The 14738-nt window shown below is 54.6% G+C and carries 16 protein-coding genes; 14 read left to right on the top strand and 2 right to left on the bottom strand.

Going from position 1 to position 14738, the window contains the following annotated elements; translation table 11 throughout:
* Position 1 precedes the first annotated feature (1 nt).
* Positions 2-1156 (top strand): N-acetylglucosamine-6-phosphate deacetylase, encoded by a 1155-nt coding sequence (locus ACKGJP_RS24120; protein ID WP_409341339.1) that lies wholly within the window; start codon positions 2-4, stop codon positions 1154-1156.
* 37 nt (positions 1157-1193) lie between these two features.
* Positions 1194-2201 (top strand): Gfo/Idh/MocA family protein, encoded by a 1008-nt coding sequence (locus ACKGJP_RS24115; RefSeq protein WP_409341338.1) that lies wholly within the window; start codon positions 1194-1196, stop codon positions 2199-2201.
* Between the two features lie 170 nt (positions 2202-2371).
* Here the strand turns inward: ACKGJP_RS24115 and ACKGJP_RS24110 are convergent, their stop codons facing one another.
* Positions 2372-2551 carry a hypothetical protein gene (locus ACKGJP_RS24110; RefSeq protein ID WP_409341337.1) on the bottom strand — a complete coding sequence of 60 codons (180 nt, stop codon included), beginning with the start codon at positions 2549-2551 and terminating at the stop codon, positions 2372-2374.
* 182 nt (positions 2552-2733) lie between these two features.
* On the opposite strand from ACKGJP_RS24110, the gene ACKGJP_RS24105 reads away from it, so the two are divergent.
* Entirely contained in the window at positions 2734-4566 is a 1833-nt protein-coding gene (locus tag ACKGJP_RS24105; RefSeq protein ID WP_409347245.1) for an ABC transporter substrate-binding protein, read from the top strand.
* Positions 4567-4675: 109 nt separating this feature from the next.
* Here ACKGJP_RS24105 and ACKGJP_RS24100 read toward each other — a convergent pair whose 3' ends face one another.
* A complete protein-coding gene (locus tag ACKGJP_RS24100) occupies positions 4676-6100 on the bottom strand; it encodes an NAD-dependent malic enzyme (RefSeq protein WP_409341336.1) in 1425 nt (474 codons plus the stop codon).
* Positions 6101-6321: 221 nt separating this feature from the next.
* On the opposite strand from ACKGJP_RS24100, the gene ACKGJP_RS24095 reads away from it, so the two are divergent.
* From ACKGJP_RS24095 to ACKGJP_RS24045, 11 genes are all read left to right on the top strand, one after another.
* Positions 6322-6669, top strand: a complete 348-nt coding sequence (locus tag ACKGJP_RS24095; RefSeq protein ID WP_409341335.1) for a histidine triad nucleotide-binding protein — start codon at positions 6322-6324, stop codon at positions 6667-6669.
* 170 nt (positions 6670-6839) lie between these two features.
* Complete coding sequence (gene rpsU / locus ACKGJP_RS24090; RefSeq protein WP_090786907.1) at positions 6840-7013, top strand: 30S ribosomal protein S21; 174 nt, start codon at positions 6840-6842, stop codon at positions 7011-7013.
* A gap of 15 nt (positions 7014-7028) precedes the next feature.
* On the top strand, positions 7029-7472 hold the full coding sequence (locus tag ACKGJP_RS24085) for a GatB/YqeY domain-containing protein (protein ID WP_409341334.1): 444 nt from the start codon (positions 7029-7031) through the stop codon (positions 7470-7472).
* Between the two features lie 257 nt (positions 7473-7729).
* On the top strand, positions 7730-9148 hold the full coding sequence (locus ACKGJP_RS24080) for an NfeD family protein (RefSeq protein WP_409341333.1): 1419 nt from the start codon (positions 7730-7732) through the stop codon (positions 9146-9148).
* Between the two features lie 76 nt (positions 9149-9224).
* The gene (gene floA, locus ACKGJP_RS24075) at positions 9225-10214 is read left to right on the top strand and encodes a flotillin-like protein FloA (protein WP_409341332.1); all 990 of its coding nucleotides are present in this window, start codon (positions 9225-9227) and stop codon (positions 10212-10214) included.
* Between the two features lie 58 nt (positions 10215-10272).
* On the top strand, positions 10273-10680 hold the full coding sequence (locus tag ACKGJP_RS24070; RefSeq protein WP_409341331.1) for a hypothetical protein: 408 nt from the start codon (positions 10273-10275) through the stop codon (positions 10678-10680).
* Between the two features lie 78 nt (positions 10681-10758).
* The gene (locus ACKGJP_RS24065; RefSeq protein ID WP_409341330.1) at positions 10759-11232 is read left to right on the top strand and encodes a YhcH/YjgK/YiaL family protein; all 474 of its coding nucleotides are present in this window, start codon (positions 10759-10761) and stop codon (positions 11230-11232) included.
* Between the two features lie 236 nt (positions 11233-11468).
* Positions 11469-12092 (top strand): DUF3298 domain-containing protein, encoded by a 624-nt coding sequence (locus ACKGJP_RS24060; RefSeq protein ID WP_409341329.1) that lies wholly within the window; start codon positions 11469-11471, stop codon positions 12090-12092.
* A 154-nt stretch (positions 12093-12246) separates the two neighbouring features.
* Positions 12247-12525 carry a sporulation protein YqfC gene (gene yqfC, locus ACKGJP_RS24055; protein WP_409341328.1) on the top strand — a complete coding sequence of 93 codons (279 nt, stop codon included), beginning with the start codon at positions 12247-12249 and terminating at the stop codon, positions 12523-12525.
* Between the two features lie 13 nt (positions 12526-12538).
* Positions 12539-13738, top strand: a complete 1200-nt coding sequence (gene yqfD, locus ACKGJP_RS24050) for a sporulation protein YqfD (protein ID WP_409341327.1) — start codon at positions 12539-12541, stop codon at positions 13736-13738.
* A gap of 6 nt (positions 13739-13744) precedes the next feature.
* On the top strand, positions 13745-14716 hold the full coding sequence (locus tag ACKGJP_RS24045; protein WP_409341326.1) for a PhoH family protein: 972 nt from the start codon (positions 13745-13747) through the stop codon (positions 14714-14716).
* Positions 14717-14738: the final 22 nt, after the last annotated feature.

Genomic DNA, 14738 nt, shown 5'->3' with positions numbered 1-14738 from the left:
GATGAATGAACCGATTACGATTACGGGGAGACATTACGTTAGCGGTGAGGCGGTTTCCATAGTCGTGCACGAGGGCTTAATCGCCTCCGTCGAGCCGTCGGAAGCGCAGCCGGAAACGCTGCCTTGGCTTGCCCCGGGCTTGGTCGATTTGCAAATTAACGGCTGCTTCGGACTTGATTTCAATACGCTCCCGTTAGCGGCGGAAACGGTCGTACAGGCAACGCGGCTGCTTTTCGAACAGGGAGTTACGACTTATTTGCCGACCGTCATCACGAACAGTCCCGACGCAATCGCGGAAGCTATGAAATCGATTGCTTCAGCCTGCGAGCAGGACGCGTTGACGAATAGCGCAGTAGCAGGCATTCACTTGGAAGGACCGTTCATTTCGCCGGAAGACGGCGCTCGCGGCGCTCATGCCAAAGCATATGTGAAGGCGCCGGATTGGCAGCTCTTCGAGCGTTGGCAGGAAGCTTCGGGCGGACGCATCAAGCTGATTACCCTTTCGCCGGAATGGCCGGAAGCCTGCGCATTTATCGAAAGATGCTCGGGTACGGGCGTCATCGTCTCGATCGGCCATACGGTCGCTTCTCCCGAGCAGATCGATGCCGCCGTCCGGGCGGGCGCGCGTCTATCGACGCATCTCGGCAACGGAGCGCAGCTTATGCTGCCGCGCCACCCCAACTTTCTGTGGGAGCAGCTTGCGCAAGACGAGCTTTGGTCATGCTTTATCGCGGACGGCTTCCACTTGCCGGACTCCTTCTTAAAGGTGGGACTGCGGGCCAAGGCGGGCAAAGCGCTGCTTGTGAGCGACGCCGTCTCGCTTGCCGGCATGGCGCCGGGCGAGTACGACTTGCATATCGGCGGCAAAGTGCTGCTTTCCCCCGAAGGCCGGCTCTGCGTTGCCGAAAATCCGAAGCTGCTCGCCGGTTCGGCACAGCTGCTTCCGTGGGGGATCGCGCATTTGGCCCGCAAGGGCTTATGCACGCTAGCCGAGGCATGGGAAATGTCATCGCTGATTCCCGCATCCCTGCTTGATCTGCCTGCCGCGGCGGGCCTGGCCAAAGGCGCTCCCGCGGACTTGGCACTGTACGACTGGGACGGGAATGAGCTTAGAATTGCAAGAGCTTACAAAAACGGGGCGCTTGTTAAGGGGTAAACGCTCCGATCAAATGCGGTTTAGAGGAGGATTGTCTGTGAGCAAGCTCAAATTTTCGATTATCGGCTGCCAGCACGGCCATGTCGATATTTTCATCAGTGAAATGCTGGCGCTCGGGCACGAATGCGTAGGCATTTACGAGCCGGACAATATCCAGCTTGCGACAAGCATCGCCGGCAAGCACGGAATCCCGCTTGTGGCCGACCGCTCGCGGCTCGTCGCGGACGACGTGGATGTTGTCGGCAGCGCCGCCGTCAACAGCGAGAAGATCGACGTGATCGAGCTGTGCGAGGCGCACGGCAAGCCGATCATGGTCGATAAACCGATTGTGACGAGCACCGAGGCGTTTGAACGGCTTCAAGCCGTCATCGGCCGGGGCAAAATCAAGGTCGGCATGCTGTTGACCGAGCGCTTCAGCGCCGCTATCCATACGCTAAAAAAGCTCATCGACAACGGCGAGCTGGGGGACATCGTGACGATCGGAATGCGCAAACCGCACCGGCTCCGGAAAGAAACCCGTCCGGACTGGTTTTTTGACAAAGCGCAATGCGGCGGCATCGTCATCGACCTGTTCATTCACGATTTCGATCTTCTGCGCTGGTTTACCGGCAAGGAAGTCGTAGCGACGGAAGGATATGTAAGCAAAAACATCCTTCCCGAACATCCGACTTTCTATGATGCAGCGAGCCTGCTTGTCAGGCTGGAGGGCGACATCGTCGCTCAGCTCTACGCGGATTGGCATACGCCGGAGAAAAGCTGGACATGGGGCGACGGACGTATTTTCGTCACGGGAACGCAAGGCTTCGCGGAGCTGCGTCTGGAGGGCGATCCGAGCATCGGCCATCGTCAACTGCTCCTGCAGGTGACGAACGAGTCCGAACAGCGTCAGATCGAGCCGGAGCAGCCGCCGTTTACCATAACCGAGGACTTCCTGAAGCATATTGCCGGCAAGCCTCATGTCATCACGCATGATGCGATCCTCAAATCCACATGGGATACCCTGCAAGCGGACGCGAAAACGCCGGTTATCGGCCGTTACGCATAAGCCGTACCGAGATCTTCCTTCCATAGAAGAGAAAACGGCCGAAAAGGCGTATTTTCATGAGTGATCCCGGAAACCTGTTAGATTTCTCCTTTTTTGAGGAAAGTGTCACGAATCCAGATGAAAGCGAGCCCCGTTTAGCGGGCTCGCTTTTTTTTTCTCTATTCCGCTTGTTAGTTGCCGAGGGCTCCGTCAGCGGTTGTTTTTTCGGATTTGGGAACGAACAAACGGTGCACGATGCCGAATATGCGACGTGCGTTCGCCTCCCACTTCCATTGGTCTTGCGCTTGGCGTTCCACTTCGTTCCTCTTCATTTCCATTTCCTTTTCCAAAAAATACGGGTTCGGTAACATCGTACACCGCTCCTTTTCTTAACATGTAATTCCCGGGTTGGTTATTATTGTACATCGCAAAAAGAGGATAAAAAGGGTACAATCAAAAAAATGGTTTTCCCCTTTTATGAAAGACGGAGGCATCGCCTCTTCATGCGGGAAGGGGCATACATACGGACGAGAAGGGCGGTATCAAGGTGCAGATGCTCGAGTATTACGAGCGGCTAAAAGCGGAGCTGTCGCCTCATCTCGTAGGCGATCAGGTCTCCGTCACGCTGAGCCGGCTCGCGGGTTTATTGTACTGCTCGGAGCGGAACGTCAAGCTCATTCTCCGCAAGCTGACGGATCAGGGCTGGATCGAATGGAAGCCCGGCCGCGGACGGGGCCATCATTCGTATATCAGACTTCTCGCCTCGATCGACCGGCTGGTCACCGAGGAAGCTCAAGAGCTTGTTGAAGCGGGAAATTTGAAAACTGCATTCGAGCTTATTCAATTCAAGAGCGTATCCGCCGCGGCGAGAGAGCGGTTTATGCGGTGGCTCTCCGGCCATTTCGGTTATTTGGAGCTCGGGGAGAACGACAACAAGGTCGATACGCTTCGTTTTTCGTTGGCCAAGTCTAATTTGACGCTCGACCCCGTAGAGGCGCTGTTCTCCAAAGATCAGCATCTCGTCAGGCAAATTTCGGACACGCTCGTACGCTTCGACAGCGTCGATCAAACGATTAAGCCGCATTTGGCGCATCATTGGGAAGTGGATGCAAGCGGGATGCGGTGGACGTTCTTTTTGCGCAAACGGGTGAGGTTTCATCACGGGAAGGAAATGACCGCGGACGACGTCGAGTTTTCGCTGCTGCGGCTAAGAAATGCCGGGGAACGATCATCGAACGGCTGGCTGGCAGCGCCGATCAAGGCCATTCATGTGCAGGACCGCTACATGCTGCAAGTAGAACTGCTTGAAGCGAATTACATGTTTGCCCACTATATGAGCTCCGTTGCCGCTTCGATCGTGCCAGCGGACCTGTACGGAGACCCGGAGAGAAATTTGAACCGGCATCCCGTCGGCACCGGGCCGTTTCACGTAACCCAGCATGACGACGCTTGCTGTATTTTGGAGGCGTACGACGATTATTTTCAAAGCAGGGCTCACCTGGACCGTATTGAAATATGGTTTTTGGCCGACGGTTCGGGTGCCGCTTTCCTGGAACTGACGCTCGATCACGAAAGGCTTGAGAAAAGGGCTTCCCAAAGCGATCACGCGCCTGCCCGCAAAGAGATCGACAGAATGGAAATGGGCTGTTTACTGATCACGTTCAATATCAACAAAAACGGGCCGCAGCGGCATCCGAACGTCCGCAAAGCGATCCATCACGCCATCCGGCGCGATAAGATCGTCAAAGGCGGCGATAACAAACAGGTTTATGTCGCCCAAGGTTTCCTGCCTCCGGAGAAGCCGCCTCGCAAGGATGAATCCTACGATCCCGAAAAGTCGCGGAAACTGCTGGACGAAAGCGGATATGCCGGGGAATCGCTCCGGATGATCGCGAATGTGTACCGGGAGCAAGAGGCGCTGTGGATTCAGTCGCAATGCGCGAAAATCGGTCTTCGCATCGAGCTGGATTTTCATGACAGCGTTCAGTGTCTCGACGCGAACAAAATACGCGAAGCCGACTGCTGCTTGTTCGGCGTCGTAGCCGACGACAATACCGCCCTGTCGCTGATGGAGATTTACCGGACGCCGAATTTGGCGATCCGCTGCCACCTCGGGCACGAGCTGCTGAAGGAAATTGACGAAACGATCGTCCGTATCGTCCGTCTGACCGATGAAGCGGAGCGATTGCGCGGTATTTTGCAAATCGGCGATTTGATCAAGTGCGACTACAATGCGATTTTTCTGTTCCACCAAAAGGCGAAAACGAATTACAACCCCGCCATTCACGGCGTTTCGCTCAATTCGTTCGGCATGATCAACTTTAAGGATATCTGGATCGAGCCGAATCGAACGTGGAGCGGCAAACCGGCTGCAGGCGGCGCATAGCGGTTTTGGCGCTGACTTTGCTTCCGTTTATCTTCTAAGCGTCAAAAAAAGCTGCGGATCGCATCCGCAGCTTTTTTGATGGGGCTCGTTATTTTATTGAAGCTTCAACTTACGACCTGTACTCCCGCGGGATACGGCGCGCGACCTTCGAACGGATCGCCGCTTCCACGACCCGGTTGCGGATCGTTTTGACGATATCCTGATTGAACACGCTCGGAATGATGTAAAACTTGCTGCGCTCGTCATCGGTGATGACATCGGCGATCGCTTCCGCGGCGGCCAGCTTCATTTCCTCGTTGATGGTCGTCGCTCTGCAATCGAGTGCGCCGCGGAACATGCCCGGGAAGCACAGCACGTTGTTGATCTGGTTCGGGTAGTCGGAACGGCCGGTGGCCATGACGGCGACAATGTCTTCCACCTCTTCCGGAAGCACCTCGGGCGTCGGGTTGGCCATGGCGAATACGATCGGATCCTTCGCCATGCGCGCGACATCCTCGCGTTTCAGGATACCGCCCCGCGAAACCCCGATAAAGACGTCGGCTCCCGCAATGACGTCGGTCAGGGCGCCTTCCTCTTTATTTGGGTTGGAGTTCTCCGCGAACCATTGCCAAGACGGATTATCGTATTGCCGGGTGCTGACGATCGCACCGTCGCGATCGACGCCGATCAGATTGCGGACGCCGGCGGATAGCAATATTTTGCTGCATGCCATACCTGCGGCGCCGATGCCGCAAACGACAACCTTGACGTCCTGAAGCGGCTTGCCTACGACCTTCAGCGCGTTGATCAGGCCTGCATACAAGACGACGGCCGTTCCGTGCTGATCGTCGTGGAAGACGGGGATGTCGAGCTCCTGGCGCAAACGCTCCTCGATTTCGAAGCAGCGCGGCGCCGAAATATCCTCAAGATTAATGCCGCCGAATGCAGGTGCGATCGCTTTGACGGTCTGGATAATTTGTTCGGTATCCTGCGTATCGAGACAGATCGGGAACGCGTCGACATCGGCAAACTGCTTGAACAGCATAGCCTTTCCTTCCATAACCGGCATCGCCGCTCTCGATCCGATGTTTCCGAGGCCGAGAACCGCCGATCCGTCGGATACGACGGCGACCGTATTTCTTTTGATCGTCAACGTGAACGCCTTCTGGGGTTCTTCATGGATCGCCATGCAGACGCGCGCGACATCCGGCGTATAGACGCGCGACAAATCGTCGCGGTTATGGATCGGCGTTTTGGGCTTCATTTCGATTTTGCCGCCGAGATGGAGCAGGAAGGTGCGGTCGGAAATGTTCACAAGACGCAAACCCTCTAAACTTTTGAGCTTCTCGGTAATCCGGTCGATTTGCACCGAATCCTTGAGCTGTACGGTCAAGTCGCGAATGCTTGAGCCCCGTCCCGTCTGGATGACGTCGATCGCTACGATGTCGCCGCCTGCTTCAGAGATGGCCGCAGCCACATGACCGAAAGTCAGCGTTTCGGTATTGAATTCCAAGCGAAGGATAAAGCTTTTGCCGCCGAGCGATTTGGATTCCATAGTCGTAGTCGTCCTCCTAATTGTACGATCGTTGTCGCATATGTAACCGGCTAATAAGCAAGCGGCGCCGCGCTTCACTTTACGGGGCGTTTTGCGTTATTATTGGCTTATTGTAGCATAGAAGCAAACGGTACGGCTGATGCCGCTGCGATTCGTTGAACTGCTAAAGCAGGCTTGTCGAACGCTGCCGCCTAGCCGTCCTACCTTGAGGAGGCCATGCAATGGACTGTATTTTTTGCAAAATTATCGAAGGCTCGATCCCGTCCAAAAAAATTTACGAGGACGATGAAGTGCTCGCTTTTCACGACATTCAGCCGGCAGCTGCGGCGCACGCGCTTATTATCCCCAAAAAGCACATTGCTACGATGAATGACGCGGGAGAAGAAGATTGGCATCTTATCGGACGCGTTCACCGCGCCGCGCAAATCGTCGCCAAAGAGCTTGGCGTTGCCGAATCCGGGTACAGGCTCATCAACAATTGCGGGAAAGACGGCGGACAAATTGTTTTTCATATCCATTATCATCTGCTCGGAGGGGAAAAGCTGGGACCGCTGAACACCCGCGCGTAGCCCGAAATCCGTTATTTTAGACCGGAAATGCCCGTTTGCTTAAAATTTCTATGAAGATTGTGTGAAAGAGCCGCTAGCCCAGGTTGACACTCCCTTTCCTTATCACCTATAATGTAGTTTGATAACCGCATTATTCGTTTGGACGGTCTGTTCGGAGGGAGGGAAATCTAGTGTCAGAAACTCGTGTTCGTAAAAATGAAACGATCGATGCTGCACTTCGCCGCTTTAAGCGTTCCATAGCGAAGGATGGCGTGCTCGCTGAAGTTAAAAAGCGTAAACACTATGAGAAGCCAAGCGTTAAGAAAAAGCTGAAATCTGAGGCTGCCCGCAAGAGGAAGTTCTAGGAGGACCATTTGTCGATGAGCTTAAACGAACGATTGAACGAAGATATGAAGCAAGCGATGAAGAGCCAAGACAAATTCCGACTCTCCGTAATCCGTATGGTTCGTTCGGCGATCAAGAATATTGAAATAGATCAGCGAAAAACTTTGGATGACAGCGAAGTGCTTGATATTCTTAGTCGTGAAATCAAACAGCGCAGAGATTCCCTCCTTGATTTTGAGAAAGCAGGCAGAGACGATTTGGCAACGACGGTTAAGGCGGAAATTGACGTTATCGCCGTATACCTGCCGCAGCAGTTGACGGAAGAAGAGGTTAAAGAGATCGTACAGCAGACCATAAGCGAAGTCGGTGCTTCTTCCAAAGCGGACATGGGAAAAGTGATGAGCGCATTGATGCCGAAAGTGAAAGGCCGTGCAGACGGCAAGCTCGTCAACCAAGTCGTTCAGCAAAGCTTGAACTAAACAAGCCTATTGGCGAATCGTTCAGGGCTCTTCGGAGCTCGCGAACGATCTCTAAAAACACCCTTTGAAGTTTGAAGCTTCTAGGGTGTTTTTGTATGCCCTTGAAACAATGTCGCACTTGATTCGTATTACGTTACAGCGCAGTTTATGAGGGATGGTCGAATCGCATGCAGGACTGCTTGCGGCATTCGGCTGCATGCTCCGTCATAATTGCCTTAAGTAAGCGCATACTTCATGGAAGGAGGCGATTCGAAGCCATGAGAGGCTATGCCAAAGGTACAGATTGGAAAGCGCCGAGCAGCGGCCGTTATAACGGCTGGGTGAAACGTTTGGTTCTTTGCTGCATGATGCTGGCCGGACTGCTGCAGGCGGCTGCCGTCATTCCCCAAGCGGTGGCGTCGGGCGAGCAAACGAAGGAAGGACAGGGGAAAGCGTACTATGTCGTACCGGTCCGGCAGACGATCGAAAGCGGGTTGCTCAGCTTTATGGAAAGGGCGTTCGACGAAGCGAAGGATGCCGGAGCGAAAGGGATCGTCCTGGACATCAACACTCTGGGCGGACGCGTGGATGCGGCGCTGGATATCGGGGAGCTTGTGAGGTCCAGCGGTTTGCCTACCGCCGCATATATTCGCGGCAAAGCTGCATCGGCGGGAAGCTATATTGCGCTAAACGCAGGCAAAATCGTCATGGAGCCCGGAAGCTCCATCGGTGCGGCAGCCGTGGTCGATTCGAGCGGCAAGGAAGTGGAAAGCTCGAAGACGATCGCATTCTGGGCCGGTGAAATGCGTGCGGCCGCCGAATTGAACGGACGGAACCCGCTAATTGCCGAAGGAATGGTTGACAAAAGCAAAGGCGTCGATCTGCCGGCCATAAACAGGACGTTTGCCAAAGGCGAAATCGTTTCGCTGACGGCGGAAGAGGCGTTAAAGGTAGGCTATGCCGACAAGGTGGCGACAGGCGTTCAGGAAGCCGTCAAGCTGCTTGCAGGCGACGAGCCCAACCCGGTCGTAGTTACGTTCGCGCCAACCTTTGCGGAGAAGCTGGCGCGTTTTCTCACCAGCCCTTATGTCATGCCGATTCTTCTTTTAATCGGCATTGCGGGCGTCGCCATCGAAATTTTTGTACCTGGCTTCGGCTTGCCGGGCATTCTCGGCGTACTTGGATTCGGGCTGTACTTTTTCGGCCATTATGTGGCGGGATTTGCGGGGGTGGAGGAAATGGTGCTGTTTATCGCCGGCGTCGTGCTGCTCGTCATTGAAGTGTTTCTGCCAAGCTTCGGCATTCTTGGGATTGCGGGCATCATCTGCATTATCAGCGGCGTCGTCATGGCAGCCGCGGATACGGATAGCGCATGGCTGTCGCTTGGCATCGCGTTCGCAGCCGCAATCGTCGTCGTCGCGATTTTCGTGAAAGTGTTCAAGCACCGGGGAATATGGAACAAGTTTATCCTTCGGGAAGAATTGAAGTCGGAGAACGGGTATGTTGCCAGTATGCCTAAACAGCATCTGCTTGGCAAGGAAGGCCGAACGCTGACGCCTCTTCGTCCGGCAGGCACCGTCAGGATTGACGGGGAGCGGGTGGATGTCGTAACGAGCGGGGAGTTCGTCGGAGCCGACCGAGTGGTCACGGTAATTCTGATCGAAGGAGGCCGGGTTGTCGTCAGAGAAATCGGCTGAACGTAAACCGAACGGTTCTGGGGTTGCGGTAATATGGTATGACCATTTATAATGAAAAAGTAAAGGGGCTGTTCAAATGTTGGATCCTACGATTACGCTGTTGCTGTTGGTGGCGCTTGCGATCATCGTGCTATCCGTGTTTTTTACGTTTTTTCCGTTCATGCTGTGGATTTCCGCGCTCGCTTCCGGCGTGCGCGTCGGTATATTTACGCTTGTGGCCATGCGGCTGCGGCGGGTCATCCCGAGCCGGATCGTCAATCCGATGATCAAAGCGACGAAGGCCGGACTCGGATTGACCATCAATCAGTTGGAGAGTCACTTTTTGGCGGGCGGTAATGTAGATCGGGTCGTTAATGCGCTGATCGCCGCGCAACGCGCAAACATTCCGCTCGGCTTCGAGCGTGCGGCCGCCATCGATTTGGCAGGACGCGACGTGCTGCTGGCTGTTCAAATGAGCGTAAATCCGCGCGTCATCGAGACGCCGACCGTCGCGGCGGTCGCCAAAAACGGCATCGAAGTGAAAGTGCTCGCTCGCGTGACGGTACGCGCGAATATTGACAGACTCGTCGGCGGCGCAGGAGAGGAAACGGTTATCGCCCGCGTAGGGGAAGGGATCGTTACAACCGTCGGCTCCAGCGAGTCGCACAAGGACGTCTTGGAAAACCCGGATCTGATCTCCCGTACCGTGTTAGGCAAAGGGCTTGATGCCGGTACGGCGTTCGAGATTTTATCGATCGATATCGCCGACGTCGACGTAGGCAAGAACATCGGAGCTCAGCTTCAAACGGAGCAAGCCGAAGCCGACAAACGGATCGCCCAGGCGAAAGCCGAGGAACGCCGCGCGATGGCCGTCGCTCAGGAGCAGGAGATGAAAGCCCGCGTCGTCGAGATGCGCGCGAAGGTTGTGGAGTCCGAATCCGAAGTGCCGCTTGCGATGGCGGAATCGCTTCGCGCCGGCAAAATCGGAGTCATGGATTATTTGAATCTGAAAAACATCGACGCCGATACGAATATGCGTTCTTCGATCGGCAAAATGTCCGATAACCCGAAATCGGATAAGGAATAGATCCGGACGAATCGTATAAATCTTCGAAGCCGTCGAACGTCCGAAAGGAAGGGATAGCATGAACTTGATCGATCTATTGCTGAAAAATGCGCATATCGTCATATTTGTGGCGATCGGGCTGTTCACGATGTGGGCGAAGGCTCGGCGGAAGGCGCAGCCTTCCGGCCGAGGGATGCCGTCGTTTGGCGGGCCCGCCAACGAGAGGCCGTCGCAGAAGCGGGAGCCCAGCGCTTCGATGGGCAGGAAGCCGCCTTCCGAGGCGTCGAGCCGGGACGTTTCCGCCAAGCCTGCCGCCGCCGTTAGTGCCGGTCGGCCCGGGAAGGCCGACGTATCCCGGCAGAACGATCAAGAGGCGCAGCAACCGCGCGACGACGTCCGCTTGACGCTGGACAACGCCGTGCAGGGCGTCATCTGGGCGGAGGTGCTGGGCGCCCCGCGCGCCAAGCGCCCTTATCGGCCGCGTTAGCGCCTCGCAGGCGCCTTATTATGGCAGTACCGTTTTCATATATATGCGATTTCAAAATCGGAAGGATCAGGTGATTTCATGATTTTCGGCGACTTACGCAGCTACGATCTCGACAAAGCGAGTTATCCCGCACCCGTGCGGCAGGCAATCGACTATATCCGCGGCTTGAACGTGAACGAAACGGAGCTGGGCCGATACGATATCGACGGAGACAATATGTTTGCCCTCGTCCAAGCGTTGGATACGGTCACACGCGAAAACCGGAAATCGGAATCGCATATGCAATACGTGGATGTCCAATTCGTCGCTGACGGCCATGAAATCATTTATTACGGCCGCAAGCAGGACGATACCGTCGCGATCGAGAACAAGCTGGAGGAAAGCGATTACGCGTTGTACGATACCGTCGAAGGGGAAATGGAGCTGCGGCTTGCGCCAGGCATGTTCGCCGTTTTCTTCCCGGACGATCTTCACCGTCCAGGGTGCAGCGATAACGGAGGTACGACAGTCAGGAAGGTCGTCGTAAAAATTAGAAGATCGCTTTTTGAGTAAACGAACCGAATGCAAACACCCGGATTCCTTTTGGAGTCCGGGTGTTTTTTTATTTATCAGCAAGTATATCGTGGAAGTCGCTCTAAATCTCGGTAAACGCGACTGTCCCTAAAAGGATGGCGAAGCCGTTTATCCTTGTTGGGCGCATATTTGCGCATTCTTCGTTTTTGCCGGGACCTTTTCGCCCAAGTGCGAATACGATGCCCATATAGGCAATAAGGGAGAGGATGATCCCGATGACAGAGCCGTATCACCTGCCTGTGCAAGTGCGGACGATGCACATTAAACGTCCGAAGGTCGATATCCAATATCCGAATGTGGTGATGCCGCAGCAGCCCGGCATCCAGCAGCATATAAATTCGCGAATCGATCGGGAGGTCCAGCAATTAATACGGCTTCAAGGGTATTACGAGCATCCGGCGCAAACCGAAATGACCGGCTTGTACGAAATCAAAACGAACGAGCGGGGCATTTTCAGCGTGTCGCTCAGCAACTACGCCTATACGGAAAAAATGGCGCATGGGCTGACGCTGCTCAAGTCGCTTACCTTCGATATTCGCACGGGGAAAGCGTATGCCTTGAACGAGCTGTTCAAGCCGGGCAGCGACTATGTCGGCCGTATTTCGGCGCAAATTCAGGAGCAGATCAAGGCCAGAAATATTCCCGTACTTCAGCCTTTCACGAAAATACGTCCGGATCAGGACTTTTATATCGCCGACCGTTCCCTCGTCGTTTATTTTCAATTGTACGAAATCACGCCTTACTACTATGGGTTTCCGTTTTTTCCGATATCGGCGTATTCCCTTCAGGATATGATCCCGGACAACAGTCCCCTCGGCTATATGCTCGTGAATATGTAGGGACGGCAAATTGCGTTCCCGGTACGCAGAATTTTCATAAAAAGGAGATTACCCGCATAGGGTGTAAAAGGGTCTTCATGCTTGCGGGCATGATGCGCTTTTCGGCTGCGAGCGGGCGAACGGGACTATCGGATAGGAGGGGACGATTACAGGCATGCGACGGCTGAAACGGAAGCTTGGCTTATGGACCGCAAAAATGTTCGACGTGCCTCAGGACGTCGCCCTCGACCTTCCCCGTATTACGGTGATAGGCAACAACCAGCTGTTGATAGAAAACCATCGGGGCGTGATTGCCTTCTCGGATGAGCAGTTGAGACTTCGGCTGGCCAAAGGGGAAATGGAAATTCGCGGAAAGCAGCTTGTCATCCGCGCCATCTACAGCGAAGAGGTGTACGTAGACGGCTTGGTGAGCGATATCAAATATATCGAATAAAGGGTGAGGGACAGTGCAACCAAAATGGCTGTTGTACATGAGAGGGTACGTGGCGATAGAGCTGCACGGGCGTAAGCCGGAAGCGGTGGAATCGTTCATCAATGCGGCTGTCGGACAAAGAATGACGGTATGGGATATCCGGGCAAAAGGGCGGCAGGAGGCCGAGCTCAACATCGCCGTCGCCGATTTTTTCCGGATGAAGCCTTTGCTTAAGGCGACGGGATGCCGCATTCGGATAAAAGCGCGGCACGGTTTGCCTTTTTTGGTGGACAGGCTGGGGTCGCGGCAGCTGTTCGTCGCCGGGCTGATTTGCTTTATTGCGGGCTTGTACTTGCTGTCCGCCGTCGTTTGGCAGGTCAAAGTGGAGGGGAACGACAAACTTACGGCGACCGAGGTGCTTGAGGCGGCTAAATCCGAAGGGATCCGTCCCTTTCAGTGGAAATTCCGGTTAAAAGAGTCGGACGAGCTGTCTCGCGGATTGCACAGCAAGCTTCCCGGCACATCATGGGTCGGCGTGGAGGTAAAGGGCACGCAGCTGATCATCAAAATTGTGGAGTCCAAACAGCCGGAGAAGAAGGAGCTGCAAAACCCTCGCCACCTGGTGGCCACGCACAATGCCGTCATTACGCAAATTTTCGCGGACAAAGGCAAACCGCTCGTCAAGCCGAATTCGGTCGTCCGAAAAGGGGACGTGCTTATTTCAGGCGTAATCGGAGACGAGGTTCATCAGCAAACGGTCGTCGCGAACGGCAAAGTAAAAGGTCTCGTCTGGTACACCGCCCAAATCGAGGTGCCGCTCGTCCAGACGCATAAGGTTTATACGGGGGAAACGCAGCGGCGCGATTTCTTGATGATCGGCGGCCGCGGGCTTAAGCTGTACGGCTACAACCAGCAAAATTTTGAGCAGCAGGAAATCATATCGGAACGGAAAACGCTGCATTTCCGCAATTTTAAGCTTCCGTTCGGCTGGCTTAAGGAAAAGCGGATGCAGGTGACCTACGAAGATCAATCGCTCGATCAGGCCTCTGCGCGCAGGGTCGGCATGGAGCGGGCGGTAGCGGACCTGCTGGCCGATGCGGGGGCCGATTCGAGGCTCGTCGACCAAAAAATTTTGCATGAGAAGACGGAGAATGGTAAAGTTTATATGGAAGCTCTTTTTGAACTGGAGCAGTACATCATGGAGGAGAAAGCCATCGTCCAACAAGGAGAATGAGGCCGTTTGATCGAAAACGCACAAGTGATCAAAGTACCGCTCAAGAACGCCGTCGAAGCGCAATCGCTGTTCGGACCGCAGGACAACTTTCTAAGAATGGTCGAGGCGCAAACCGAGGCGCGCATTTATTCGCGCGAACAAGAAATCGTCATCCAGGGCAGCGCCGCGGACATCCAGTGGCTGCAGCAGCTTTTTGAGGTGCTGCTTGAGCTGGTACGCAACAACTACGTATTATCCGAACGGGATGTCGCCTATGCGCTGGAGTTGGCCAAGCAGATGAAGGCCGACCAGCTGCTGGAATTGTTCAAGGGCGAGATTGCCGTCACGAACAAAGGCAAGCCGATTCGCGTCAAAACGATCGGACAAAAGCAATATGTGTCGACGATTCGCAAGAAAGATATCGTTTTCGGCATCGGGCCGGCCGGCACGGGCAAAACGTATTTGGCTTGCGTTCTTGCCGTTACCGCACTGAAGGAAGGGCAGGTCAAGCGCATCGTGCTCACACGGCCGGCGGTGGAAGCTGGCGAAAAACTAGGGTTTTTGCCCGGCGACCTGCAGGAAAAGGTTGACCCCTATTTGCGCCCGTTGTATGATGCACTTAACGATGTTCTGGGGCCCGATCAAGTGACGAAATCGCTCGAACGCGGGCTTATCGAAGTCGCTCCGCTCGCTTATATGCGGGGAAGAACGCTGGACGATTCTTTTATTATTTTGGACGAAGCGCAGAATACGACACCCGAGCAAATGAAAATGTTTTTGACCCGTCTCGGCTTCGGCTCGAAAATGGTCATTACGGGCGACATCACGCAAATCGACCTTCCCAAAGGCGTCAAATCGGGAATGATTGAAGCGGAACGCATTTTGCGCGAGGTGCCGGAAATCGGCATCATATATTTCGCGGAGCAGGACGTCGTTCGTCATTCCTTGGTGCAAAAAATTATCGTTGCCTACAACCTGGACAAGGAGAATCACGGGTAATAGGAAGGGATTGAAGTTCCAA

The organism is Paenibacillus litoralis (assembly GCF_046244365.1).
Taxonomy (GTDB): Bacteria; Bacillota; Bacilli; order Paenibacillales; family NBRC-103111; genus Paenibacillus_V.
Note: the sequence above shows the minus strand (reverse complement) of the source record. Positions and strands in the feature narration are given on the sequence as shown.